Raw genomic sequence first — 26,071 nt, forward strand, 5'->3', positions numbered from 1 at the left:
GTTTAGTTTTAAGCTTGTCATCATGTCAGCCTAATCTTCAATACGAACTCGGACGGCAAAAATATCAATTTCATATTCAGGGCCCAATAAAGCGCTTTGTAAAAAGAGTTGGCCATTATTATTAATGTTCTGCGGAATTTCAACCGAAAAAAGCAGATCTTCTCGTGTTTGGGGCAAATCAAAATTACGCTTGCCACAACTATTGTCCAAGCCAAAATCACAGGTAATAGCAATTTGTGCCGTTGCATCATTGACGCTACTTGCAATCACATTAAAATAAACTGTTTTACCACGCAATTGCTCAATAACGCCCTCACCAACGTCAATGACAACTTTATCATCAAGACTATTGGCTTTAAAACGCAAGGCACGATTATTACCTTCACCTTTTATTTGCGCCTCAGCACTTCCTTGCACTGAAAAATCATTAATTCGTGATGGATCAAAAACCGTTATCCAACCACCATCTTGGGAAACCTGTGCTTGATCGGTAATGGTTGCCGGTGGATTGGATGTTTGTGGGGTTGCATCATCAGGGCGATTAATGGCAGTAAGACTATTATAAAACGCCCAAGCCACTAAAACCAACAACAGCAATAAAACCATTAAAATAAGGTTGGAACGCCACCAACTATGGCGCTTTTGTAGCCTTGATGCTTGCCCCCCTGGTGGTGCAAAGCCCAATTCCTCTGGACCAACACCACTAGTCTTATTTTGACTGGCCTTTTCATCTATTTCTTGCAAAATGCCGTTTTCAATATCTTCGACCATGCGATCGGCATCATCAATGCTATTGCCAACTTGCGGCCGCCTATCTTCAAAAGCTCCGTCATCAAAAGCTGCTTCAATTGCGTCATCTGGCGATGTTGTAGGCACATCATCAATTTGACTATATTCACTCTCAATTTCTTGGATAAGCGTGGTAAGCATATTACGTAAGGCATTACGATCTTCATCGCTTAAATGAGGATCACCAATAATTGACCTTTCATGATTTTCCCAAACTGCACGATAAACCTGCTCACGCAAATTATCATTAGATGTGTCAATTTTTTCTAACGTATGACGTATAACTTGCTCGATATTTGGCAAAGAAGACCCCTTCACACGACTCTAAAACAAAAGTTTCAACCAATATGCTTATAGCTATCTAATTATATTTATAACTATCCACCCTATCAAAAAGGCTTTGATAGCTAAATTACTTTAAGCGGCGCGCCAATAGCATATAATTTGCATCCATATCGCGTGAGCGATTCCAGCTATCTTTTATCGGGTTAAATGTAATACCCAATTCGTCGATAACTGATAGACCATTGGAGCCAAGCTCTTTCTTCAGCTCTTCAGGACGCAAGAATTTGTCATAGCTATGCGTGCCCTTTGGCAACCACCGCAAGACATATTCAGCACCAATAATTACCAAAGCCCAAGCTTTCAAAGTACGATTAATTGTTGCAACAAACATCAACCCTTGCGGCTTCACCATAGCAGAACATGCCTCCATGAAAAGATGTACATCGGCAACATGCTCAACAACTTCCATATTAAGGACACAGTCAAATTTTTCGCCTGCAGCAGCTAGATCTTCAGCTGTCGTTGCGCGATAATCAATAGTAACTCCACTTTGCTCCGCATGAATTTTTGCAACTTCAATATTGGTTGCAGAAGCATCTGCTCCCACAACACAAGCACCAAGACGGGCCAATGGCTCGCATAATAGCCCACCACCACAACCAATATCCAAAATACGCAACCCCTCTAGCGGTAGGGCCGCCAAAGGATCACGATCGAAAGCCAAACAGATTTTTTCTTTAATATAAGCAAGACGTGTAGGATTAAATTTATGCAAAGGGCGAAATTTACCTTCAGGGTTCCACCACTCGGCCGCAATACGCGAAAAACGCTCAACTTCTGTTTCATCAATAGTTGTACGGCCAGCCTCTGCCATGATAGTCTCCTAAGTACTTTCAGTATTATCAATTTATATTATAAATAAGGGTGATATTTTATCCCAATTTGCGGATAAATATTCGAGCCATTTTTACCACAACCGAGTTATCTTTACTAGTCAACCTTATAACATGCTTCTTGGCTGCTAAAAAAGATAAGATACACATATAACCCTTTTAGATTATATATATAGAAATTCAATTAAAATTAGTACCTTATATAATGTAATTTTAGATAATTATCTTTTTCAAAGCCGTTTTTGATAAAGAATACTTCTGATAAAAAAAGTGAAAAAAAACATTTATCACATTAAACCAAATGGTTTGGAAATTAATAAACACATAAAAGTGATTATAAACCAAAAACACCTGAATCAATAAAAAAAATATATGGATAATAATGTCACTATTTTAAGCAAATTACTTACGTTAACGTAAACTGCTATACCTTTAAGCCTTTGTTTTTATTACAATCATAATAAATTGTTGTTTTTTTCTAAAATATAACCTATAGAATTTTATGTTAGTCTTTTTCGCGGATATTTTTATGCTTTTACTATGACTAATTTTAAAAAATTAGGTGCGATTATGCCTTAGTCATATTAAGCATTAAAGATGAATTTGGATATATCATGAAAACTTCATGATGATACCATAATTCTAGGTTCATCATTCGTGAAAACTGACAAGTGAATAAATGTCGAGTCTATAGGCTTTTAAGTTTAACAATTTGGCAGTATTCGGGATTTGAGGAAACCTTTGGTTAACAGCATTGAGCATTTTGCTCATACAAAGTTTGAGGAAGAGACCAAAATGGCACGCAATAAAATCGCATTAATCGGATCAGGCATGATTGGTGGCACACTTGCCCATATGATCGGCCTTAAGGAACTCGGCGACGTTGTTCTTTTTGATATTGCAGAAGGTGTTCCGCAGGGAAAAGGGCTTGATATCGCAGAATCCTCACCGGTTGACGGTTTTGACGCACATTTCAAAGGCGCAAATGATTATGCTGCTATTGAAGGCGCCGATGTTGTTATCGTAACCGCCGGTGTACCTCGTAAGCCAGGTATGAGCCGCGACGATCTTCTTGGCATCAATCTTAAAGTGATGGAACAAGTTGGCGCCGGCATTAAGCAATATGCGCCAAACGCATTTGTTATCTGCATCACCAATCCACTTGATGCGATGGTTTGGGCATTACAAAAATTTTCTGGTCTTCCAGCCAATAAAGTTGTCGGTATGGCTGGTGTTCTTGATTCTTCGCGCTTCCGTTATTTCTTGGCTGAAGAATTCAACGTATCGGTTGAAGATGTAACAGCATTCGTTCTTGGTGGTCATGGCGACTCCATGGTACCACTTGCACGCTACTCAACTGTTGCCGGTATTCCTTTGCCTGATCTTGTTAAAATGGGTTGGACAACTCAGGAAAAGCTTGATCAAATCATTCAACGCACCCGTGATGGCGGCGCCGAAATCGTTGCACTTTTAAAAACAGGCTCGGCCTTTTATGCACCAGCTGCATCAGCAATCGCTATGGCTGAATCTTATCTTAAAGATAAAAAACGCGTTCTTCCAGTTGCCGCTCATCTTTCAGGCCAATATGGTCTTGATGATGTTTATGTTGGCGTACCAGTAGTTCTTGGTGCTGGCGGCGTTGAGCGCATCATTGAAATTGAGCTTAACAGCGAAGACAAGCAAGCATTTGACAAGTCTGTCAACGCGGTTAAGGGGCTTTGCGAAGCCTGTGCAACTATTGCACCTAGCTTAAAATAAGAAATTGATCCGGGCTTTTATTAGCCCGGGTCTACACGCTTTCAACCAAAGAAGGATTAGATATGGATATCCATGAATATCAGGCCAAAAGGCTTCTTCATGAATATGGTGCGCCTATTGCTAATGGTGTTGCCATTTATTCTGCTGAACAAGCTGAAGAATGGGCAAAAAAATTGCCTGGGCCGCTTTACGTTGTAAAAAGCCAGATCCATGCTGGTGGCCGCGGTAAAGGTAAATTCAAGGAATTAGGGCCTGATGCAAAAGGTGGTGTACGCCTTGCTCATTCCATTGAAGAAGTTGTTGCTAATGTCAAGGAAATGCTCGGCAATACTCTTGTTACCAAGCAGACAGGTCCTGCTGGTAAGCAAGTAAACCGTCTTTACATCGAAGACGGCGCTGACATTTCGCGCGAACTCTATCTTTCCATTTTGGTTGACCGCACTGTTGGTCAAGTGGCCTTTGTTGTTTCGACCGAAGGTGGCATGGATATTGAAGCTGTTGCTGAAGAAACACCTGAAAAAATCGTTACCGTTGCAATTAATCCAGATACAGGCGTAACTGCAGACGATGCTAACAAACTTGCTGATGCATTGAAGCTTGAAGGTGATGCACGTGAAGATGGGCTTAAGCTTTTCCCAATTCTTTATAAAGCCTTCACTGAAAAAGACATGAGCCTTTTGGAAATCAACCCACTTATCGTTATGACAGATGGTCATGTACGTGTGCTTGATGCCAAGGTTTCATTTGATAATAATGCTTTGTTCCGTCATGCTGATATCCTCGCTTTGCGTGATACAACTGAAGAAGATCCAAAGGAAATTGAAGCATCGAAATATGACCTTGCCTATGTTGCTCTTGAAGGTAATATTGGCTGCATGGTCAATGGTGCCGGGCTTGCTATGGCAACCATGGATATTATCAAGCTTTACGGTGCAGAGCCTGCCAACTTCCTAGATGTTGGTGGCGGCGCTTCAAAAGAAAAAGTAACAGCAGCCTTTAAGATCATTACAACGGATCCAAATGTAAAAGGCATTCTGGTTAATATTTTCGGCGGTATCATGCGCTGCGATATTATTGCAGAAGGCGTTTGCGCTGCAGTGAAAGAAGTTGGCTTGCAAGTGCCGCTCGTTGTGCGCCTTGAAGGCACCAATGTTGAAGCCGGCAAGAAAATTATCAATGAAAGCGGCTTGAACGTTATTTCTGCCGATGATCTTGATGACGCAGCGCAAAAAATTGTTGCTGCGGTGAAGGGAGCCTAAGCTATGTCCATTCTTGTTACAAGAGACACCAAAGTTCTCGTTCAAGGTCTAACCGGTAAAACTGGTACATTCCACACCGAACAGGCCCTTGCCTATCATGGCACGCAAATGGTTGGCGGTATTCACCCTAAAAAGGGTGGCGAAGTTTGGACTGCAACGAGCGGTCAAGAATTGCCAATCTTCACCAGTGTTGCTGAAGGTAAAGAAAAAACTGGTGCTGATGCATCAGTAATCTATGTACCACCAGCAGGTGCTGCTGATGCGATCATTGAAGCGATTGAAGCTGAAATTGGTTTAATCGTCTGTATTACTGAAGGCATTCCTGTGCTTGACATGGTACGGGTTAAAGCCCGCCTTGATAAGTCAAAATCACGTCTTCTTGGACCTAACTGCCCAGGCGTTCTAACTCCTGATCAGTGCAAGATCGGCATTATGCCCGGTTCAATCTTCCAAAAAGGTTCTGTTGGCGTTGTTTCGCGCTCTGGTACCCTTACCTATGAAGCTGTTTTCCAAACTTCGCAAGAAGGCCTTGGCCAAACAACTGCAGTTGGTATTGGTGGTGATCCAGTTAAGGGTACTGAATTCATCGACATGCTTGAAATGTTCCTAGCAGATGATGAAACCAAGTCGATCGTGATGATTGGTGAAATTGGCGGTAGCGCTGAAGAAGATGCAGCACAATTCCTTAAAGATGAAGCTAAAAAAGGCCGTAAAAAGCCTATGGTTGGCTTTATTGCAGGACGCACAGCACCTCCAGGACGCACCATGGGTCATGCCGGTGCGGTTATTTCTGGCGGTAAAGGCGGCGCTGAAGACAAGATTGCGGCTATGGAATCTGCTGGTATTAAAATCACAGATTCACCAGCACGCATTGGTAAAACTTTGGCAGATTTGCTTAAGGGCTAATCTTTCTTGAATGCTTAAATAGTTTTCAAGGAATTTAAGTGTCACAATTTGGGGTGGCGTTTAGCCACTCCATAAAAACTAAATCATTACTGGTAAAACTAAGTCATTATGGGCAATGCAACTATAAAACCCAATTTTATGTAAAATAGCATTTATATAAACATAAAGGCAAATAACATAAATAAGGCTTAGCTGTGTAATGAAGTTAGCTGAACTATTTTAAAATGCAGTTGCAGCGCAGTTATAATAATCTTGCCTGCAAATGAAAAACGAAAAGAATTTAATACTTTTAATGCGTTAAAACAAGTTTTACGCATGTTATGTTCGGGAGAACTCCTAACCCTTTAAATCCATTATGGTATAAAAGGCGGTTTGGAAAAGGTGGACATAGTAAGGAATGGATTGGGCGGCAAAATAGTGATGAAAGTGTTTGATGGCAAAAGCCATGATTCATATAAGCTCATCAATGCTACCCAAAATATAATAAAGAGAAAACGGGTTCACCGACTATTTTTTGTTTTTTTAGAGCCTATATAAATATCAAGGCAAATTACGAAAAATAGTATTGAACTGATTAAGTTTTATAAGCTCTGGTCTATAATGACAATTATAACCAGCCCTTTAAAGGAGACGGAAGCTTTTTCCGTAAAGTAAATGGCAAGGCAAGAACAGGCAAATGATCTTTTGGCCCTTACCTCTTTTCTAGATGGTGGTAATGCTGATTACATCGATCAGCTTTATGCACAATATGAAAAAGACCCAGGTTCAGTTGATCCTCAATGGCAAGAATTTTTTAGCACTCTTCATGATGATAAAAATGATGTCGAGAAAAATGCAGCAGGCGCTTCATGGCAGCGGACGAACTGGCCGCTTAAAGCGACAGGCGAGCTTGTTTCAGCACTTGACGGTAATTGGGCCAGTGTTGAGCAACATATGAGCGATAAGCTCAAGAGTAAATCTGCCGCTGGTAGCGCCAAAAATGAAAAAGGCGAAGCCGTTGCAGCTTTAACGCAAGAACAATTAGTCAATGCCGCGCGTGATAGCGTGCGTGCTATCATGATGATCCGCGCTTATCGTATGCGTGGCCACCTTCATGCCAAGCTAGATCCTTTACAGCTTGCTGAACCGGTTGAAGATTACAATGAATTAGCACCTGAAACCTATGGTTTCACCAAGGATGACTATAACCGCAAAATCTTTATCGATAATGTTCTTGGTCTTGAATATGCAACCATTCCACAAATGTTGGAAATTTTGAATCGCACCTATTGCTCGACCATTGGTGTGGAATTCATGCATATTTCAGATCCTGCTCAAAAAGCATGGATTCAAGAACGCCTTGAAGGCCCTCATAAGGAAATCGCCTTTACGCCTGAAGGTAAGAAAGCAATCTTAAACAAGCTTATCGAAGCTGAAGGCTTTGAGCAGTTTCTTGATGTGAAATATAAAGGTACTAAGCGTTTCGGTCTTGATGGCGGTGAAGCTCTTATTCCAGCTCTTGAACAAATTATTAAGCGCGGCGGCGCTATGGGTGTTCAAGAAATCACCTTTGGTATGGCACATCGTGGTCGTTTGAATGTTTTAACCCAAACTTTGTCAAAGCCACATCGCGCTATTTTCCACGAATTTAAGGGCGGTTCTTATAAGCCAGATGATGTTGCAGGCTCAGGCGATGTGAAATATCACCTTGGTACCTCATCTGACCGTGAATTTGATGGCAATAAAGTGCATTTGTCACTTTTGCCTAACCCTTCCCATTTGGAAATTGTTGATCCTGTCGTTATTGGTAAAACCCGCGCCAAGCAAGATCAATTGGTGGGTCCAACCCGTACCGATCTCATTCCATTAAGTGAGAGAGCAAAAGTTATGCCTCTTCTCATTCATGGTGATGCGGCATTTGCGGGTCAAGGTGTTATCCAAGAAACATTCGGCCTTTCAGGTTTGAAAGGTTATCGTGTCGCTGGTTCTATCCACGTTATCATTAATAACCAGATTGGCTTCACCACCAATCCTCGTTACTCACGTTCTTCGCCATATCCATCAGATGTTGCAAAGATGATTGAGGCGCCAATTCTACACGTTAATGGCGATGATCCAGAAGCTGTAGTTTTTGCAGCTAAAGTGGTTACTGAATTTAGACAGATTTTCCATAAGCCTGTCGTCTTAGATTTATTCTGCTATCGCCGTTATGGCCATAATGAAGGTGATGAACCATCATTCACACAGCCATTAATGTATAAGGCCATTCGTGGTCATAAAACCACAACTCAGCTTTATGCCGACCGCTTAATTAGCGAAGGTTTGTTGACAGCGGAAGAATTTGAAGCACAACGCCAAAAATGGCGCGATAAGCTTGAAATCGAATTTGAAGCAGGCTCCGCCTATAAGCCTAATAAAGCTGATTGGCTTGATGGTGCTTGGACAGGACTACGCGCTGCTGATAATGCTGATGAACAACGTCGCGGTGCAACCGGCGTTGCAGTTAAAACCTTGAAAGAAATCGGCAGCAAGCTTGTCGAAATTCCAGAAGGTTTTCAGGTTCACCGCACCATTCAACGCTTCCTTGACAATCGCACCAAGATGATTGAAACAGGTGAAGGTATTGATTGGGCAACGGCAGAAGCCTTGGCATTTGGTACTTTAGTAACTGAAGGCAATCCAATTCGTCTTTCTGGTGAAGATGTTGAACGTGGCACGTTCTCCCAGCGTCATTCGGTTCTATATGACCAAGACACTGAAAATCGCTATATTCCGCTTAACCATTTGCAAAAAGGCCAAGCTATTTATGAGCCGATTAACTCCATGTTATCGGAAGAAGCAGTTTTGGGCTTTGAATATGGTTATTCCCTTGCTGAACCACGTGGCTTAACGCTTTGGGAAGGCCAATTTGGCGATTTTGCTAATGGTGCGCAGGTTGTCTTTGACCAATTTATTTCTTCTGGTGAGAGTAAATGGTTAAGAATGTCTGGTCTTGTTTGCTTGCTTCCTCATGGCTATGAAGGCCAAGGTCCTGAGCATTCATCTGCCCGTCTTGAGCGTTATTTGCAACTTTGTGCTGAAGATAATATGCAGGTTGCCAATTGTACAACACCTGCCAATTACTTCCACATTTTGCGTCGTCAAATGAAGCGCGATTTCCGCAAGCCATTGGTTCTTATGACGCCTAAGTCATTATTGCGCCATAAGCGTGCTGTTTCAAGCCTAAGCGAACTAGGTCCAGATACTAGCTTCCACCGCCTATTGCTTGATGATGCGCAATATTTGAAAGACCAACCAATTGAATTGCAAAAGGATGCCAATATCCGCCGCGTTGTAATTTGTTCGGGTAAGGTTTATTACGACCTTTATGAAGAACGCGAAAAGCGCGGTATTAATGATGTTTACCTGCTTCGCGTGGAACAGATTTATCCATTCCCTGCAAAAGCCTTGGTAAATGTCTTATCACGCTTCCGCAATGCTGAGATTGTTTGGTGTCAAGAAGAACCTAAAAATATGGGTGCTTGGTCGTTTGTTGAGCCTTATATTGAGTGGGTACTTGCCCATATTGATGCGAAATATCCACGTGCACGTTATGCTGGCCGTTCTGCCTCTGCTTCACCAGCAACGGGCTTAATGTCGAAACACCTTGAACAACTTGCAGCCTTCCTAGAGGATGCGCTTGTTTAAATATTAATTTCAAGTCTATCTTAGCTTTTGCCAAGATAGACTTCCCGAAACTTAAGTCTAATGGAATGTAATTATGGCAACTGAAATTCGTGTTCCCACATTGGGTGAATCTGTTACCGAAGCAACAATCGGCAAATGGTATAAGCAACCTGGTGAATCAGTTAGCGCTGATGAGCCGCTTGTTGAGCTTGAAACTGATAAGGTAACAGTTGACGTGCCTGCCCCTGCAAGTGGCAAGCTTGGTGATATTTTGGTAAAGGAAGGCGACACTGTTGAAGTTGGCGCTTTGCTTGGTACCTTGGTTGAAGGCGCTGCCGGCGCTGCACCTGCCGCACCAAAGGCTGAAGCTGCTGCACCCGCAGTTACAGCACCTGCCGCTCCAGCTACAGCTCCTGCATCTTCATCAGCTACACCACCTGCACCATCAGCTGCTAAGCTTATGGCTGAAAACAACTTATCAGCAAGCCAAGTTGATGGTTCAGGCAAACGCGGTCAAGTGCTTAAGGGTGATGTTCTTGATGCATTATCTAAGCCTAGCGCTGCTGCTAGCGCGCCAGTTGTTGCCGCACCACGCGCAGCATCTGCACCAGATGATGAAGCACGTGAAGAACGTGTACGCATGACCAAATTGCGCCAAACAATTGCTAAGCGTTTGAAAGAAGTGCAAAATACTGCGGCAATGCTTACCACTTTCAACGAAGTGGATATGAGCGCTGTTATGGAATTGCGTAAGCGTTACCGCGATGTATTTGAGAAAAAGCATGGCGTTAAGCTTGGCTTCATGGGCTTCTTCACCAAGGCTGTTTGCCACGCCCTTAAGGAAGTTCCAGCAATCAATGCTGAAATTGATGGAACAGATATCATTTACAAAAACTATGCCCATGTTGGTATTGCAGTAGGTACTGATAAGGGTCTTGTTGTGCCAGTGGTACGCGATGCTGACCAAATGTCAATTGCACAGATTGAAAAAGAAATTGGTCGTCTTGGCCGTTTGGCACGCGATAGCAAGCTTGGTATTGCTGATATGCGCGGTGGCACATTTACCATCACCAATGGTGGTATTTACGGCTCACTCATGTCAACGCCAATCATCAATGCACCACAATCAGCAATTCTTGGTATGCATGCCATTAAAGAGCGTCCAATTGCAGTGAATGGCCAAGTCGTCATTCGTCCAATGATGTATTTGGCTGTTTCATACGATCACCGTATCGTTGATGGTGCAGAAGCTGTGACATTCCTCGTACGCATTAAAGAAAGCCTCGAAGATCCAGAACGTTTGGTTCTTGACCTTTAATCTTCTTTTCATCGCATAATGCTTAAAGGCGCTTTATCGCAAGGTAAAGCGCCTTTATTTTTGAACTCACTTGCCATTTTGGAAATTGGCAAGTGAGTTTATCAGCTAGGTTTTTAGGTAAAATCTATTTAAATATGACAGCAATATTTGATCTTATTGTATTTCATTCGTTTTTTTTGTTTCTGGCATAAAGAAATATGCGATAATGAGCCCCATCAAGGCAATTGAGCCTAGCGTTAAAAATGCTTCTGCATAGCCAAATTTTACAACAATGCCGCCAGCCAAACTTGCGCTTAAAGCCGCACCAACGCCTTGTATAAAAGCAACGATGCCTTGAGCCGAATTGTAATTTCCTTTGCCCCACATAATATCGGCGACAACCACTGGAAGCAGCGCACCTAAAATGCCAGCCCCAACCCCGTCGAATAATTGCACAAAAAATAGCCAATAGACATTGTCCCATAGTGGATACAAAAATCCTCTTAGGGTTAAAAAGAAAAAAGCCAAAATTATAAATTTTTTTCTTCCCCATAGATCTGCTTTGGCTGCAACAAGCAATGCAATCGGTATCATGACAATTTGTGCGGCCATGGTACATAATGCAACCAAAGAGGTTGCATGTTCAGCGCCAACAAGTTTACTTAAATATTGCCCCAAAGTTGGTAGCATTGCAGCATTTGCCAAATGAAACACCGCCATTAAAAAGGCAAAAATCAATAAGGATGGGACAAGTAGTATTTTTTTAAATTCTAGCGGCGGCCCAGCACTTTCATCGATGCCTTGCACGGCCTTTTTGTCAATTGAAGAGGATGGAATAAGTAGAATAGAAATAATCGAGAATATTGTTAAAATCGCCATAAGCCAAAAAACAACTTCAGGTCCAAAAAGATAAGCGCCAATCGCCGCCAATGCCGCAGAAAAGAAATTTCCGGCATGATTAAAAGCTTCGTTTCGGCCTATTCTACGGGTAAAATATCTTGGCCCAACAATGCCAAGCGATATACCGGCTATTGCAGGCGCAAAAACACCTGCTGCCATTGTTGTTACTGATTGTGTAAAAGTTATAATAAAAAACGACGACACAAAAGGTAAAAACAAGCATCCGGTTGTTACAATTAACGCCGCCAAGATAAGTAAAGCACGTTTCGCATTTACTTTATCAATAATATAGCCAATTGGAGACAATGTTAAAAGCCCGCATAGTCCAGCAATCGTCATGACAAGACCAATTGACGCCTCATTCCATCCTTGCTCAGGCCCTTTTACAGCTAGAAGATAAATTGAAAGATAAGGACCTAACCCATCGCGAACATCGGCTAAAAAGAAGTTTACACCATCGAGTGCTTTGGAAGCAGAAGTTTTATTTTTAAATTCTGGCAATTATTGTTCTCATTTCAACTGGATAGATAAGGCGCATTAGTTAAAAATATTGTTATTCCAAAATTTAAATTAGATAAATAGAAGTGCTCAATTTTTTTTATTGTACAGAAACACAAATCCGTTATTAACGGCGAATAAAACACTGGAATTTATAATAAAACTAATACAAAATGACATTTAAAAATTATAAGATGATAAATTGGTAAGTAATTTGTGTTGAGATTTGATGAAGATGATCGCTTAGCCTATATCCGTTACAAAGGAAACCTACACCTTTTTTCGATGAAAAGATGGGTTTGGATATTGGACTATAATAAGTGGAATATGGCTTGGATTAAGGCAAGCACTCAGCACGCTACTCCAATTGATTTAGAAGATGCAAAGGATAGATATGGTATCATGGTTCTTGATACTGATACGATTGATTTATTTTTTAAAAAAGCTCGGCATCGTATTATTCATATTGATGATATGAAAAAATTTTTTAAAAACAAAATCTCAAAGACCAATTGCTATTGGGATATCGAAAATTTACTTCCACGCATATATATTGATTTTGATAAAAAACGACTTGATGCATGCTATAGTTTTGATGATAGTCCTTTTTGGGAACTTTATGCTCCTGAGGGATGGCAAGCAAGGTTTTTTAGTTTTTCGACAAAATATCCTGAAGATTTATTACCATTGGATCAAAAATACTGGTGCATCAATGGTGCCAACCATATATATTTGATGAATACCGACTGCAATGATGAAGATGAAAGCTAAATAAACTTTTATGTTAGCTAACTATATATAAAATCTTTAATATTTCTCTATAGTTCCATATGCAACGCGCAACCATTTTTTCAATGCCGTAGCAAAACCTGCGGAATATCAAACCAACTATTAGCGACTTCATCTTTAGTAAGGCGTGAATGTCTTAAAAAACGGATATAATGATCATAGGCATATTTGCCATAATCTTCACTTACCTGCGCCATCACCTCAATTGTTGGTTTCATCCAGTTCCAGCGTGAATGGCAGCTCCCATCTTGGCGATTATTTTGCTCATAATCGCGACCAAATTGGATTACTGATTCAAAAATATAAAAGCGTATAACTTCATCAAAGCTTAAATTTTCAATGCGTCCACATTCTTTGCCACGCTCTTCATAAAGAATTGTAAAAACGTCACCAGCATAGGCTAAATAGGGAGTACCATCACCTTGTGGAGCTTCAGGAACCGTATCATAATAAAGCTTTGGTAAATTGTGTGCGATTAAAATAACATTGACCGCATCCCTTATCTTAGCAATTTTGTCTTTAACTTCTACCATTTTACTTTCCTCTGTATTGCAAGATAATATAAAATCTGGATAAAAGGTTTACTCTAGTGCCCATTGCGGTATTTCAGACCAGCTATTGGCAATTTCATCTTTAGAAAGTGGTGAACCAAATAGTACCTCTTGATAATATATGATTGCATATTCACCAAAATCTTCATCAACTGCTATCATTGCGTCAATTACGGGCTTCATCCAATTCCAACGCGAATAATCATTTACATTGCGACGATTATTAAGTTCATAATTGCTACCAAAATGTTGGCAAGCCGAAAAAATATAAAATTTTACGACACCATCAAATGTTAAATTCTCAATACGGTTAATTTCTTTGCCACGCTCTTCAAATATTAACGTGTAAGTGTCTTGGTCAAAAGTGAGATAGGGTTCACCCCACCCCGTTGGATTTTCAAAAATAATAACAGGCACGCTATTAGAATTAAAAGAATCGTGTTTTTCTAAAATATCAAAAACTTTTGCACGTACAAGTTGAATTTGATCTTTATTTTCAGTCATTTTTGCAGCTCACCATTATAAAATCGATGATTTTTCTGTTAGCTACAGAAAAAGCAGCCATTAACAATAACCAAAAGGGCCAAACCCAATGTTTGACCCTTTATTGAAATGCTTTTAAAAACACTTATGTCAATCAGCCAACACAGCGCGAATACGATCAATATATCTACGGCCAAAGTTCAAATTATTTTCGGAAACCGAAAGGCTTTCGTCAAAAAATTGCTCTTCGCCTTGCGCTGAAGCTGCCGATAAAGCCGCCGACAACGCCATTGAGCCTACGACATAGTCATGAGCAGAAATAGAATATTTGCGCAACAGCGTCATCAATTCAGGGCGACCGCTAATCGCCTGCGTCATGCCATCAATGGACGTATCATCATCACCTGTGCCAGGAGGATTTGATTCAAGCGGCAATGCTTGAAATTCCGTTCGCACTTTTTCCATTCTGCTTAAAAAATCTTCGTTTAATGGATAGGTGGCAACTTCCTTGGCGTTTTCTTCACGAATAAGAGCAAATGACGTATCATCGCCTTTGGGCGCATTTTGTGCAAAACTTAATGTTGGCACTATGATTAATCCCAAAATAAAGAGAATCCCTCTTTTTATTTTCATTTAAAATTGTCCTTTAACATGCGAATTTTTGTAAATACTGTAATATCATCAGCCCCAACAAGATCAAGATTAGCACGAATATTATTGTCATCACAGCGCAAGAATGGATTGGTTGCTTTTTCTTGACCAATTGTGGTTGGTAATGTTGGCAAATTCTGGGCGCGCAATGCATCAACTATAACCATGCGTTGCTGTAAGGCATTATTGCTACCATCAATTGACATGGCAAAACGTCCATTAGATTGAGTATATTCATGACCACAATAAATATGTATTTCATCGGGTAGTTGTGCTAATTTTTGTAGCGATGCATGCATTTGACTAGGAGAACCTTCAAACAAACGACCACAGCCCAATGAAAATAACGTGTCGCCTGTAAACAATAATTGGTCTAATGGCAAATAATAGGATAATGCCCCACTGGTATGGCCAGGCGTAGATAGTGGCACGACACGGCTATTGCCAAAATTAAAATCATCTCCCTCAGCAAGAGCGCTATCAAGCCCGACGATTTGCGATTGCTCGGCTTTGGGACCAATGACCAAAGCCGCAGTTGCTGCTTTTAATTTTTCAATGCCAGCAATATGGTCGCTATGATGATGGGTAATAAATAAATAATCAAGGCTCCAATTTTTTTGTTTTAAAACCGCCAAAATAGCATCGGCATCAGGCGCATCAATAGCAGCCGTCTTGCCGCTGCTTTCTTCATGCAAAATAACGCCAAAATTATCACTACGACACATGAATTGCTCAATTTGCATAAATAGCTCCTTTTGTAAGCGTGCCAAACATCCATACTGGCGCCTGATAATAGATCATTAACGGTAAATGCGGCAGTACTTTGCCTATATATCATTTTTACGCCCTCGGACTGAAAGCTTTTAATTTCCTTAACGAGCCAAGTTGGTGCTAATATATTGCTTGGTGATTGGTGAGGATAGCTCACAAGCGGCGGTATCTACCAATTTTGCTATCAAATAGTCATTAAAACGTTAGATGCGCCTTTAATTAAGAGCAATATTATCAAACATGACCGCATTAGTTATAAGTTTATCTTAAAAACTCGCTGCAAAGTTAATGAATCTATTTATAGCACTTTGTACAAAAAAAGCTAAATTTTGAGAATTTTTTGAAAATCCATCAGTGTAGTTTTTTAAAATTAGTGGATTCTATATATATTATCCTATTATTATAATAGAAATACCATTTTTATTTTAATTTATATTAAAGTATTAACAAAATAGATTTTTTATCACAACATACTGTTTTTAAATATTTTTTTTAAAAAAAATCTAGTAATTAGGATATAGCTAAACAGATTTGCCACCGCTTACTTATTTTGTACGCAAGCTCAATTTGCCTTATATTTTATTAAATTATAATAAAACAAAATAATATATTTTATATTTATAAAATAATAATTTAGTAATATTAAATTTAATTACACACATAACCAATTGATTTTATTAAATTTATTTTTTTATTTTTTATATTATTTATTATTTAATTTATTACATAATTAAATAATTATATAAATGTTATTAAATATAACAAAAATAAAAAATAGAATGAGCTAATATTTGAAATAATATTTAAATTGACAACATATATATTATGAAACTACAAATGGAATTGTAGAAAGAAAGATATATACATTCGAAATATTATCTTATTTAGATTTAAACATTACGCATGAGAATTCAAATTCACTTTCTCAAGTTGAAAACGAAAGGTTGCTAACATGGCTAAAGGTCTTACAAAGTCTATCCGTGAAATCGTCACAAAATATGGCTTAAAATATTTCGATGGTAGTAATAATGATGATGTTCTTACTGTACAAAAAAATATTGAAAGCAAATCTAATTCTGCAATCGGCATTAATTTAGGTAATGGCGATGATATATTGAAAGTTAATGGTTCAATTAAAGCTCAAGGCAAAAACACTATTACTGGTGGCGATGGCGATAAAGAAATCAATATTCGCAAAGGTCTTGAAGCAGACAAGGGCGGCGAAAATCGCTTTACCTTTGGTGAAGGCTCTCACATCCTAACTTTTGGTTCAGATATTGAAGCTGGTTCAGGTTCAGCCAACCGTATTATCGCTGGCGAAGGTGATAGTATCATCAATGTTAAAGGCGATCTTGATAGCAAGGGCTTAAATGAAATCCTTCTCGGTTATGGCTCCCATGAAATCAACATTGAAGGCTTTGTGGCTGAAAAAGGTGGTGTAAATCGCTTGACAACCGAAGGTCAAACAGAGCTAAACATTAAAGATAGTATCAAGGCTAAAAGTGGTACCAATGAAATTACCACTGGTGAAGGCGATGACCACATCATTATTGGCGACAAACTTTCGGCCAAAAACGGCGGCGTAAACCGTATCTCAACTGGTGATGGCGATGATGTTGTTCATATTAAAGATGGTGCTGAAGCCGATCGCTCAAGCCACAATTATGTAGATACTGGCGCAGGTAATGATACAATTATTCTCGATGATGGCGTGAATGTTGGTGGTCTTACTATTGACGCTGGCGATGGTTATGATGTTTTGGTGTTAAACTCCAATTATAACTGGTCTTTCCAACTAGACTATCGCAACTGGTTAACCGACCTTCAGCAAAGTGGTGAGCTTGCCTCAACCAATCTTGAAGAAATTCAAGCTAATATTGGCTATCGCGCTTCAGTTTCTAGCATTGATTGGCTAACCCAGCTTATCAATGATTATAATGCGGAAGCAGGCCATGATGACATTAACTTGACAGTTAATCTTGATAGTGCTGGCCGTGTTATCAACTTTGATAGCCTATTTACCAGTGCCGATGAAAGTGCAATCACTGGCATTAGCCTAACTGGTGGCCGTGCCAATACCTTGAAAATCGGTTCGGATATTCAAAGTTCTGGCTATGATAATGATAGCTTGCACATCACAGGTGATGGCAATGACACTGTACAGCTTGCATCTAACTGGCACTTAAGTGAAAGCAATTATACAGCTGAATCTGGCGTTATCTATAATGTTTATAATAATGGCGCGAATGAAGAAATCTTCGTACAAGCAAGTATGAATGTTGCTTATGGCTGATAATTACTACAAGTAAAGCGCCCCCGCTAGGCCCGCACCATAAAGGTGTGGGCCTTTTATTATTTTTACTTCAAAAAAATGACCTATTAATTGTGATCTGCTCATATTTACGCCACTATTGACTAAACTAAATATTATAAGCGGCTATATTCACGACAATATGATTTCACATTAGCCTAAACCGCCATAACTTTGCCGTGCGATTCAATAAGGAAATAGATAAGCTTAAGCCCTTGGATATTTCATAATGACAAATAATACCGCGACACCTTTTAGCAAAGACGATGACAACCATAAAAATAAAGCCTCTTTTAGCCAATACCCCCGATTAAAGCGCTATTTAGGGCTTTTGGCAGGAATAGCTATTGCCTTTATTTCTCTTTACGCTTTTTGGCATCTTGCTTCATCAACCCCGCGCCATGAAACGTGGAATGCGTTGCATAATATTGATAGCAAAAATATTATGCTTGCTATTTTATTTATGATCATAAGCTATTGTGGTATTGCTCTTTATGACGTGATTGCTGTCCATATTATTGCACCGGGGAAAATCCCTTTACCGCTTGCAGCTGTCACCAGTGCAGCAGGCTATGCAGTATCCAATGCCCTTGGTTTTTCCTTTGTGACTGGTGGTGCCTTGCGCTACCGTCTTTATGCGCAGGAAAAAATCAATATCGCTGATATTACCCGTATTACTAGCATGTCTTGGATTTCCATGTGGCTAGCGCTCATGGTCATTTTAGCTTTTGCCTTAATTCTTGATCCGATTGGTTTCCCCCACCTACTTGCCTTTATGTCGGGTTTAGAACGTCCAATCGGCTTTTTATTGCTAATTGTGCTCGCCGCACTGTTATTTTGGCTGCGTAAAGGCGCACGTGTATTAAGAATAAAGTCGTTATCGCTGCCCTTGCCTGATGCCAAAAATGCCATTTTTCAAATGATTGCAGGACTAATTGATTTAATTGGTGCGGCCGCAACGCTTTATATTTTTATGCCGGCAGATTTAAATATCGGCTTTGCCGCCTTTACTGTCATTTATGCCTTGGCCGTGGTTATTGGTGTTTTTAGCCATTCCCCAGGAGGCCTTGGTGCTTTTGAAGCAATCATTATTGCTGGCCTTGGCATGCCAAGTGATGGCGAAGTTTTAGCCGCCCTTGTGCTATATCGACTTGTTTATACAGTATTACCTTTAATCCTTGCGGCTTTTGGTGTGGCATTATGGGAAATAATACGCCAACGCAAAAAAATGACCAGTAAAGCCGCCTTAGTTGCAAGAATTATTGAGCCTTTCATTCCAATATTATCAGCAGCTCTTACCTTTTTGGCAGGCGTTGTCATGCTTATTTCTGTGGTGACACCGGGGCGAAAAATAAGACTGGATGTGTTATCCGATATATTGCCGATGATTTTTATTGAGACGTCAAATCTTGCTGCAAGTCTTGTCGCTATTATCTTGCTTATTGTTTCTTATGGTCTTGCCAAACGTCTTGCCAATGCTTGGTTGGTTACCATGTGCCTTTTAGCTGCTGGCGCAGTATTTTGTTTAACCAAGGGTTTAGATTTTGAAGAAGCGCTTATTCTTTGCGTATTTGCTTGGCTTTTATGGCAATTTCGCCATTCCTTTTATCGCCGGCCATTAGATAGTAGTTTTTCAATCAGCTGGGGTTGGCTTACCAGTGTTATTACCTGTATAGGTGCGGCGCTTTGGCTTGGCTTTTTTGTTTATCGCCATGTTGAATATTCCAATAACCTATGGTGGGATTTCGCATGGAACGCCAATGCACCGCGTTTTCTGCGCGCTAGTCTTGTGATTTTGGCCGGCATTTTTATTATTGCCCTTTATAATATTATTCATCGATCATCACGTAAAGATAATCATCATAATTATCAAATTCCTGATATTATACCCTCACTTGTTCAATCATCACCAATGTCTGATACAGCTTTGGCGTTATTAGGTGACAAACAATTTTTAATCTCTGAAAATCAAGATGGTTTCATTATGTTTGATCGCTCAGGCGGCAGCCTCATTGCTCTTGGTGAACCGGTAAGTACTAATGGTGATACATTAAAATCACTTGCTTGGGAATTTCATAAAAAAGCTGACGGCGCTGCGCTCCGCACCGTTTTTTATAGTGTTGGGGTTGAAAATCTACCGCTTTATCTTGATATGGGGCTTAGTGTTTTAAAACTTGGTGAAACGGCGCGTGTTGCGCTTGAAAACTTCACCCTTGAGGGAGCAAAGCGGCAACCTTTCCGCTATGCTTATCGTAAAGCCGAGCGTGATGGATTGAAATTTGAAATCATTCCGGCAAAGGATGTAAATCTTCATTTAGATGAATTGCGTGATGTTTCGAATAGTTGGCTTGCCAAAAAGTCAGGTGCAGAAAAACATTTTTCTATTGGTAATTTCAATGATGAATTTTTATGCCGTTTTGATGTTGCAGTTATGAAAAAGGACGATAAAATTGTGGCTTTCGCCAATATTTGGCAAAGCGCCCATAAAAATGAAATTACTATTGATATGATGCGCTATTATGCCAATATTTCGAATATTTTAATGGAGGCGCTTTTTGCCAATTTGTTACTTTACGGCAAAGAAAGTGGCTTTAAATGGTTTAATCTTGGGGCAGCTCCCTTATCTGGTCTTTCAACCAATCGGCTAGCATCGCGCTGGCAGCGCATTGGATCATTTATTTATAATCGTGGCCGTGATCTTTATCATTTTGATGGTTTGAAAGCCTTTAAGGATAAGTTTGATCCGGTTTGGACACCTTATTATCTTATTTGCCCTGGCGGTCTTGATACGGCAAAAGTTCTTTTTGATGTTACAACCTTGATTAACGGCAACCCATTGGAGTTTATACGTAAATGACCAGAAGAAAAAAAATATTCACGTCATTGATGATTATAGTGGTTGCCTTAATAGCGGGCGCAGTCATTTATGGCTTTATGCATCAGGGTAAAATAATGCGTCTTTTAGCAGGTTGGAAAGGTGATAACGCCCCGATTGCTTATGCAGAAGGCGAAAGACTGCAAAATATACCAGTTTTTATACCAAAAGGTGATCCACGCGGCTTTGTCATTTTTGTTACAGATAAGGGTGACAGTTCAGCCAATGAGCAAGCTTTACAAAAATCTTTGCTTGAACATAATTTAATTGTTGCCAATGTACGCTTTGATGCATGGCGCAAAGCTTTAGATGCCGAAGATGGCGAATGCATCTATTTGGTTTCCGATCTTGAAGCTTTGGCTAAAGATGTGGCACGAAGACTTGATCTTGAACAATATTTCCGTCCTGTGATTGTTGGTTTAGGCGAAGGTGGCGCCATTACTTATGCGGCAGCTTCAGACTCGCCATTAAATACTCTTGCAGGTGCGGTAAGCATTGACGCAAGTAGTGGTTCGCATACCCGTCTTCCCTCATGTACTGAGAATGCTCTTGCCACCAAAACTACCGATAATGGCTTCCAATATGGGCTTAACGTTTCCATTCCTGTTCCAACCGTGATTATCGACAATAAAAACCCAATCGATAATAATCCGATTGAAATTGGCGAAAGCGGTGATGTAGCCGTTCTTGCCCATGTCAGCAATGATGCCCAGCGCATAAAACAAGCCGCCGACACAGCGCTTGCTTTTGCAATTCGCGATAATAGCGACAATGCATTACCGGTAGTTGACTTACCGTCGAAACAGGCACCCAAAGCTGTAGTGATCTTCTTTTCTGGTGATGGCGGTTGGCGCGATATTGACATGCAAATTGGCGATTGGATGCAAAACCATGATGTTCATGTCGTTGGCGTTGACTCCTTACGCTATTTTTGGGCAAAAAAAACACCAGAAGAAATGGCGCATGATATTGAACAAATGATAAAAAAAGCCGATCCAACCGGAAAATTACCGGTTAGTCTTTTTGGCTATTCTTTTGGGGCAGATGCTTTACCATTTGCATGGCCTTTACTGGATAGTAAAACTGCTAATCGCATCAAAATGATAGCGTTAATGGGCGTATCAATGAGTGCTGACTTTCAAGTATCAATTGACGGTTGGTTTGGCGGAGCAGGAGATATGCCGGTTTTGCCAGCGCTGCAAAAAATGCCAATGGATAAAACTATTTGCATCTATGGTGATGAAGAAGATGATACAGCTTGTGCAAGTAAGGATCTTGGCACAATGCAACGCATTGAACTAAAAGGCGGCCACCATTTTGATGAAGATTATGCAAGCCTTGCACAAACCTTGCATGAAAATCTATTAAAGCGCATCAATAATTAAGAGTTAAAAGGCATCTCGCTAGGGTTAGGATACTAGCAAGATGCCTTTTAAATTAACATTAAGTGCTTGATAAGCCTTGATCATAAATTGCAACAGCTTCTTTTAAAGCATGCATATCATTTGCACATAATTGCCGTTTTACCGCATTAAATTTATCTTCTGGCCAATCATAAATTTTCAATGCCAAAAGATCATTAATCACCTCCGATGTAAAACGATGCTTAACCAATTTTGCTGGGCTACCCGCAACAATGCTATAGGGCTCAACATTTTTAGTGACAACGCTATTGGCTGCGATGATGGCTCCCTCACCAATTTTGACACCAGGTAAAATAATAGATCGCATACCAAGCCATGCCCCATCTTCAATAATAGTATCACCCTTGCGTTCATAGGATTCATCTATAAAGTCAGCAAAGGGATAAAGACAAAACCAATCTGCACGATGGGTGTGATTACCACCCATTAAAATAATAACTTCAGCAGCTATGCAGACGTAATCGCCAATATGAAGCTTATCAAGTTCCCAATTATTATTCCATGCGCGGCTAATTGCATCACCTTGCAAATAACGTACACAATAACTTTCAAAGCCGCTATCCCAGCAATCACTATAATAGCTATGAGTGCCTTTAACGATAATATTAGGGTTGGTAACAACTTTATGCAAAAGCTGTGTTTTTGACCAATGTTTTTCCATTATAAGCACGCCTTTACCATATAAACACTAATAGCCAAGCGTTGCACGAACTGCCATAGCGGGCAAAGTAAGAATCTGCATACCGATACAAAATGCCAAAAATGCAATAATCGTACCCAAGACAATACCAACTGCTCCATTCATAAACTTTGCTGTCCAAATTGGATCGCGCGCAATTGGCGGTTCTGGGTCATTTTTATCATCATCAAGGGTAACAATAAAAAGTCCCAAATTAAGAAGTGGTACAATGCTTAGCCATGCTGCCCGTTTACTACCAAAACCATCGCGCGCCCGCATTACAGCTAAAACCATATAGAAAAAACCTAGCAAAAATGACGGTAAACTTAATAAGGCTAAAATTACTAAGGGCGGCAGCAAAATCATATTTGTGGTAATAGCAAGATAAGTAACCAACCAGCTAAGTAGCATATAGAAAAAATAAAGAGTTCCAAATAGGAAAAGGTAAGGAATACGGTAAAGGGTTTTTCGACCAAACATCAAAAAATAACCCAATACCAATCCAATAAAAAGCGATAACAACCATGTTCCGACCGGTAAGATCGGGCTTCTAATAGCAAAAATATAATCTAGCATTTTATTTCCTTTAAATACCGCACGGTAATCATCAATTTAATTTTATTCTTGTTACTCCATGGTAAAACTTCCTACAATAATTAGCAAAGAAATAACAATATAATTAATGTTTTGATTGCTAAAAGCGCCATAAATCTTGAAAAGATAGTTCAAGATTATCACTAAAGGTTCAATACGTTTCTTCTTCAAACAGTTTATAATTAAAATAATTCAATGTTTGTGTGGAGGGACATCTTTATATGAAAAATCCTAACCTATTGTCGAAAACGGGACATATTACAAGGCGAGGCCTGTTATTAGGTGCTGGCGCTTGTGCAGCTCTTGGTCTATGTGCGAACCAAATGGCAGCGATAGCTCAGCCTTTACCAATTGATACCTATCAGCGGGTATTTTTTAATGCCCAAGAATGGGCTTTTATTAAAGCCGCAACGGCGAGAATCATTCCATCTGATGGCGCTGGGCCAAGTGCGATAGAGGCCCATGTCCCTATTTTCATTGATAAGCAAATGATGACTACATGGGGACAAGGCGAAGATTGGTATCGCCATGAGCCTTTTGATCCAAAGGCACCAAGCTATACCGGTTATCAAGCAGAGCCGACACCCGCACAAGCCTATCGCATCGCCATTGCACGCATTGATACTTGGTGCAGCGAACAATATGGCGATATTTTTGCTAATTTAAAAGCCGAGCAACAAGATGAAGCTTTGACTCGTATTGAAAAAGACGAAGTCCCCATTGACGAGTTTCGCTCCAGTGATTTTTTTGCCTTTCTATTGCAAAATACCAAAGAGGGATACTTAGCTGATCCGATTTATGGCGGTAATCATGATATGGCGGCTTGGGTCTATATTGGTTTTCCAGGCGCAAGAGCAAGTTTTCTTGAATGGGTAGAAAAGGACAATGTAAAATATCGTCTCGGGCCCGTAAGTCTTTCCGGCGAAAGGGCATAAATCATGACAATAACCATGAAAAAAAAAGACGTTGTAATTATCGGCCTTGGCTGGACCGGAGCTATTCTTGGCATTGAACTTGCGCAAGAGGGCTTAGAAATACTAGCGCTTGAACGCGGTGAGGACCGCGATACTGTACCACAATGGGCTTACCCAAAACCTGCCGACGAATTAAAATATGGTTTGCGTTATGATAATATGGTGCGTCCTGCGGATTGGACAATTAGCATTCGTCGCTCGCTAACCGATAAAGCAGAACCCTATCGGCAATTAGGGTCATTTTTACCCGGTAATGGCGTTGGTGGTGCAGGCATGCATTGGAATGGTCAAAACTGGCGGGCACATCCACAAGAATTACGTCTTCGTTCCTATGTGCAAGAAAATTTTGGCAATATTATTCCAGATAATATGACCATTGAAGATTGGGGCGTTAGCTATGAAGAATTAGAACCATTTTATGATTATTTTGAGAAAGTAGCCGGAGTTTCAGGCTATGCAGGTAATTTAAATGGTGAAATTCGTGAAGGCGGCAATCCCTTTGAAGGCCCACGAAACAATGATTACCCCATGGCACCGCTTGATCTTACTTATAACGGTCGCCTGTTTACTCAAGGTGCAAAATCACTCGGGCTTCATCCATTTCCTTTCCCATCGGCCATCGCATCGCGTTCTTATACCAATCCTTATGGCATGCAAATGGGATCGTGTAATTATTGCGGTTTTTGTGAACGCTATGGCTGCTTGAATTACTCGAAAGCTTCGCCACAACTTGCTATCCTTGCAGCGCTCAAACAATATAAAAATTTTGAATATCGTACAAAATCGGATGTTATTCGTATTAATAAAGCTGCTGATGGTAAAACGGTTACCGGCGTCACTTATGTAAACGAGCAAGGGGAAGAGGTTTTTCAGCCAGCAGATTTAGTCATTCTTGCTGGTTTCCAATTAACCAATGTCCATATGCTATTGGTTTCAGAGATTGGCACGCCCTATAATCCCGAAACGGGTGAAGGCGTCGTTGGTAAAAATTACGCTTATCAAACCACTGGCGGTGGCAGCAAATTATTTTTTAAAGACAAAGTTTTTAACCCGTTTATCGGCCATGGTGCTAATGGTGCGGTGATTGATGACTTTGGTACAGCAAATATCGACTTTGCCAAAGAAGGCTTTATTGGTGGCAGCTATATTAGTTCATCACAAACCAATGGTCAGCCAATCCATTCTACTAGCCTACCCAAAGGCACCCCTGCATGGGGTGCGGGTTGGAAGAAAGCTATGGGAGATTGGTATGGCCACAGCATGGGTATTGGCCATCACGGTACCAATATGAGCTATCGCGATAGCTATCTTGATCTTGATCCAACCTATAAGGATAAATATGGCCGCCCATTGATGCGCATGACCTTTAATTGGCATGATAATGATATTTTAATGGCCCAATTCATGGCACGGCAAATGGACAAAATTGCTCATGCAATTGGTGCAGACCAAATTGAAACATCGCAAATGGAAATTGGTCAACCCTATGATGTGCGCCCCTATCAATCAACCCATACAGTTGGTGGTGCAATTATGGGAACAGATCCAAAAAAATCGGTTCTAAACCGCTATTTACAGCATTGGGATGCCCATAATCTCTTTGTGACTGGTGCTAGCGCCTTCCCGCAAAATATTGAATATAATCCTACTGGCACAGTAGGAGCTTTAGCCTATTGGCTCGCGCATGCCTTACGTACAAATTATCTTAAAAATCCACGTCCATTGGTATAGGGGCAAGA

General features: G+C 40.4%; 20 protein-coding genes. 11 read left to right on the forward strand and 9 right to left on the reverse strand.

Annotated features, from left to right (window positions below; all coding sequences use genetic code 11):
- Nucleotides 1–30: 30 nt before the first annotated feature.
- Nucleotides 31–1,092 (reverse strand): hypothetical protein, encoded by a 1,062-nt coding sequence (locus tag N6B01_RS10610; RefSeq protein ID WP_262078685.1) that lies wholly within the window; start codon nucleotides 1,090–1,092, stop codon nucleotides 31–33.
- Nucleotides 1,093–1,201: 109 nt separating this feature from the next.
- Nucleotides 1,202–1,948 carry a bifunctional 2-polyprenyl-6-hydroxyphenol methylase/3-demethylubiquinol 3-O-methyltransferase UbiG gene (ubiG, locus tag N6B01_RS10615; protein ID WP_262078686.1) on the reverse strand — a complete coding sequence of 249 codons (747 nt, stop codon included), beginning with the start codon at nucleotides 1,946–1,948 and terminating at the stop codon, nucleotides 1,202–1,204.
- Between the two features lie 814 nt (nucleotides 1,949–2,762).
- On the opposite strand from ubiG, the gene mdh reads away from it, so the two are divergent.
- The 5 genes from mdh to odhB all read left to right on the forward strand — a co-directional run bounded on the left by mdh (nucleotide 2,763) and on the right by odhB (nucleotide 10,853).
- Complete coding sequence (gene mdh / locus N6B01_RS10620) at nucleotides 2,763–3,725, forward strand: malate dehydrogenase (protein ID WP_262078687.1); 963 nt, start codon at nucleotides 2,763–2,765, stop codon at nucleotides 3,723–3,725.
- 62 nt (nucleotides 3,726–3,787) lie between these two features.
- Entirely contained in the window at nucleotides 3,788–4,984 is a 1,197-nt protein-coding gene (gene sucC, locus N6B01_RS10625) for an ADP-forming succinate--CoA ligase subunit beta (protein ID WP_182417743.1), read from the forward strand.
- 3 nt (nucleotides 4,985–4,987) lie between these two features.
- Complete coding sequence (gene sucD, locus N6B01_RS10630; RefSeq protein ID WP_182417744.1) at nucleotides 4,988–5,890, forward strand: succinate--CoA ligase subunit alpha; 903 nt, start codon at nucleotides 4,988–4,990, stop codon at nucleotides 5,888–5,890.
- Nucleotides 5,891–6,544: 654 nt separating this feature from the next.
- Entirely contained in the window at nucleotides 6,545–9,556 is a 3,012-nt protein-coding gene (locus N6B01_RS10635; protein ID WP_182417745.1) for a 2-oxoglutarate dehydrogenase E1 component, read from the forward strand.
- Nucleotides 9,557–9,629: 73 nt separating this feature from the next.
- On the forward strand, nucleotides 9,630–10,853 hold the full coding sequence (gene odhB / locus N6B01_RS10640; protein WP_262078688.1) for a 2-oxoglutarate dehydrogenase complex dihydrolipoyllysine-residue succinyltransferase: 1,224 nt from the start codon (nucleotides 9,630–9,632) through the stop codon (nucleotides 10,851–10,853).
- 153 nt (nucleotides 10,854–11,006) lie between these two features.
- On the opposite strand, the gene N6B01_RS10645 is transcribed toward odhB, so the two are convergent.
- Nucleotides 11,007–12,233, reverse strand: a complete 1,227-nt coding sequence (locus N6B01_RS10645) for an MFS transporter (RefSeq protein WP_262078689.1) — start codon at nucleotides 12,231–12,233, stop codon at nucleotides 11,007–11,009.
- 213 nt (nucleotides 12,234–12,446) lie between these two features.
- Here N6B01_RS10645 and N6B01_RS10650 point away from each other — a divergent pair, with 213 nt between their 5' ends.
- On the forward strand, nucleotides 12,447–13,001 hold the full coding sequence (locus tag N6B01_RS10650; protein ID WP_262078690.1) for a hypothetical protein: 555 nt from the start codon (nucleotides 12,447–12,449) through the stop codon (nucleotides 12,999–13,001).
- 80 nt (nucleotides 13,002–13,081) lie between these two features.
- Here the strand turns inward: N6B01_RS10650 and N6B01_RS10655 are convergent, their stop codons facing one another.
- From N6B01_RS10655 to gloB, 4 genes are all read right to left on the reverse strand, one after another.
- A complete protein-coding gene (locus N6B01_RS10655; RefSeq protein WP_262078691.1) occupies nucleotides 13,082–13,552 on the reverse strand; it encodes an Imm63 family immunity protein in 471 nt (156 codons plus the stop codon).
- A gap of 48 nt (nucleotides 13,553–13,600) precedes the next feature.
- Nucleotides 13,601–14,074, reverse strand: a complete 474-nt coding sequence (locus tag N6B01_RS10660; RefSeq protein ID WP_262078692.1) for an Imm63 family immunity protein — start codon at nucleotides 14,072–14,074, stop codon at nucleotides 13,601–13,603.
- 129 nt (nucleotides 14,075–14,203) lie between these two features.
- On the reverse strand, nucleotides 14,204–14,686 hold the full coding sequence (locus tag N6B01_RS10665; protein WP_262078693.1) for a hypothetical protein: 483 nt from the start codon (nucleotides 14,684–14,686) through the stop codon (nucleotides 14,204–14,206).
- Nucleotides 14,683–15,447 carry a hydroxyacylglutathione hydrolase gene (gene gloB, locus N6B01_RS10670; protein WP_262078694.1) on the reverse strand — a complete coding sequence of 255 codons (765 nt, stop codon included), beginning with the start codon at nucleotides 15,445–15,447 and terminating at the stop codon, nucleotides 14,683–14,685. The genes N6B01_RS10665 and gloB overlap by 4 nt, the downstream gene beginning before the upstream one ends.
- A 980-nt stretch (nucleotides 15,448–16,427) precedes the next feature.
- On the opposite strand from gloB, the gene N6B01_RS10675 reads away from it, so the two are divergent.
- The 3 genes from N6B01_RS10675 (at nucleotide 16,428) to N6B01_RS10685 (ending at nucleotide 22,046) form a co-directional block, all read left to right on the forward strand.
- Entirely contained in the window at nucleotides 16,428–17,768 is a 1,341-nt protein-coding gene (locus N6B01_RS10675; protein ID WP_182417754.1) for an autotransporter outer membrane beta-barrel domain-containing protein, read from the forward strand.
- Between the two features lie 247 nt (nucleotides 17,769–18,015).
- Entirely contained in the window at nucleotides 18,016–20,643 is a 2,628-nt protein-coding gene (mprF, locus tag N6B01_RS10680; protein ID WP_262078695.1) for a bifunctional lysylphosphatidylglycerol flippase/synthetase MprF, read from the forward strand.
- Nucleotides 20,640–22,046, forward strand: coding sequence for a virulence factor family protein (locus N6B01_RS10685; RefSeq protein ID WP_262078696.1), 1,407 nt, complete (start codon nucleotides 20,640–20,642; stop codon nucleotides 22,044–22,046). The genes mprF and N6B01_RS10685 overlap by 4 nt, the downstream gene beginning before the upstream one ends.
- A gap of 58 nt (nucleotides 22,047–22,104) precedes the next feature.
- On the opposite strand, the gene N6B01_RS10690 is transcribed toward N6B01_RS10685, so the two are convergent.
- Nucleotides 22,105–22,746 (reverse strand): CatB-related O-acetyltransferase, encoded by a 642-nt coding sequence (locus tag N6B01_RS10690; RefSeq protein ID WP_262078698.1) that lies wholly within the window; start codon nucleotides 22,744–22,746, stop codon nucleotides 22,105–22,107.
- A gap of 27 nt (nucleotides 22,747–22,773) precedes the next feature.
- Nucleotides 22,774–23,340 carry a hypothetical protein gene (locus N6B01_RS10695; RefSeq protein WP_182417757.1) on the reverse strand — a complete coding sequence of 189 codons (567 nt, stop codon included), beginning with the start codon at nucleotides 23,338–23,340 and terminating at the stop codon, nucleotides 22,774–22,776.
- 239 nt (nucleotides 23,341–23,579) lie between these two features.
- Here N6B01_RS10695 and N6B01_RS10700 point away from each other — a divergent pair, with 239 nt between their 5' ends.
- Together N6B01_RS10700 and N6B01_RS10705 are read left to right on the forward strand one after the other, a co-directional pair.
- Entirely contained in the window at nucleotides 23,580–24,293 is a 714-nt protein-coding gene (locus N6B01_RS10700) for a gluconate 2-dehydrogenase subunit 3 family protein (RefSeq protein WP_262078699.1), read from the forward strand.
- A 3-nt stretch (nucleotides 24,294–24,296) separates the two neighbouring features.
- Entirely contained in the window at nucleotides 24,297–26,063 is a 1,767-nt protein-coding gene (locus tag N6B01_RS10705; protein ID WP_262078701.1) for a GMC family oxidoreductase, read from the forward strand.
- Nucleotides 26,064–26,071: the final 8 nt, after the last annotated feature.

This window comes from Bartonella sp. HY406 (assembly GCF_025449315.1).
Classification (GTDB): Bacteria; Pseudomonadota; Alphaproteobacteria; order Rhizobiales; family Rhizobiaceae; genus HY038.

What these genes read in the sequence shown, in the direction of transcription:
- ubiG (WP_262078686.1), bottom strand. Translation starts at nt 1,948, where the DNA reads ATGGCAGAGGCTGGCCGTACAACTATTGATGAAACAGAAGTTGAGCGT.
- mdh (WP_262078687.1), top strand. Translation starts at nt 2,763, where the DNA reads ATGGCACGCAATAAAATCGCATTAATCGGATCAGGCATGATTGGTGGC.
- sucC (WP_182417743.1), top strand. Translation starts at nt 3,788, where the DNA reads ATGGATATCCATGAATATCAGGCCAAAAGGCTTCTTCATGAATATGGT.
- sucD (WP_182417744.1), top strand. Translation starts at nt 4,988, where the DNA reads ATGTCCATTCTTGTTACAAGAGACACCAAAGTTCTCGTTCAAGGTCTA.
- N6B01_RS10635 (WP_182417745.1), top strand. Translation starts at nt 6,545, where the DNA reads ATGGCAAGGCAAGAACAGGCAAATGATCTTTTGGCCCTTACCTCTTTT.
- odhB (WP_262078688.1), top strand. Translation starts at nt 9,630, where the DNA reads ATGGCAACTGAAATTCGTGTTCCCACATTGGGTGAATCTGTTACCGAA.
- N6B01_RS10655 (WP_262078691.1), bottom strand. Translation starts at nt 13,552, where the DNA reads ATGGTAGAAGTTAAAGACAAAATTGCTAAGATAAGGGATGCGGTCAAT.
- N6B01_RS10660 (WP_262078692.1), bottom strand. Translation starts at nt 14,074, where the DNA reads ATGACTGAAAATAAAGATCAAATTCAACTTGTACGTGCAAAAGTTTTT.
- N6B01_RS10665 (WP_262078693.1), bottom strand. Translation starts at nt 14,686, where the DNA reads ATGAAAATAAAAAGAGGGATTCTCTTTATTTTGGGATTAATCATAGTG.
- gloB (WP_262078694.1), bottom strand. Translation starts at nt 15,447, where the DNA reads ATGCAAATTGAGCAATTCATGTGTCGTAGTGATAATTTTGGCGTTATT.
- N6B01_RS10675 (WP_182417754.1), top strand. Translation starts at nt 16,428, where the DNA reads ATGGCTAAAGGTCTTACAAAGTCTATCCGTGAAATCGTCACAAAATAT.
- mprF (WP_262078695.1), top strand. Translation starts at nt 18,016, where the DNA reads ATGACAAATAATACCGCGACACCTTTTAGCAAAGACGATGACAACCAT.
- N6B01_RS10685 (WP_262078696.1), top strand. Translation starts at nt 20,640, where the DNA reads ATGACCAGAAGAAAAAAAATATTCACGTCATTGATGATTATAGTGGTT.
- N6B01_RS10690 (WP_262078698.1), bottom strand. Translation starts at nt 22,746, where the DNA reads ATGGAAAAACATTGGTCAAAAACACAGCTTTTGCATAAAGTTGTTACC.
- N6B01_RS10695 (WP_182417757.1), bottom strand. Translation starts at nt 23,340, where the DNA reads ATGCTAGATTATATTTTTGCTATTAGAAGCCCGATCTTACCGGTCGGA.
- N6B01_RS10700 (WP_262078699.1), top strand. Translation starts at nt 23,580, where the DNA reads ATGAAAAATCCTAACCTATTGTCGAAAACGGGACATATTACAAGGCGA.
- N6B01_RS10705 (WP_262078701.1), top strand. Translation starts at nt 24,297, where the DNA reads ATGACAATAACCATGAAAAAAAAAGACGTTGTAATTATCGGCCTTGGC.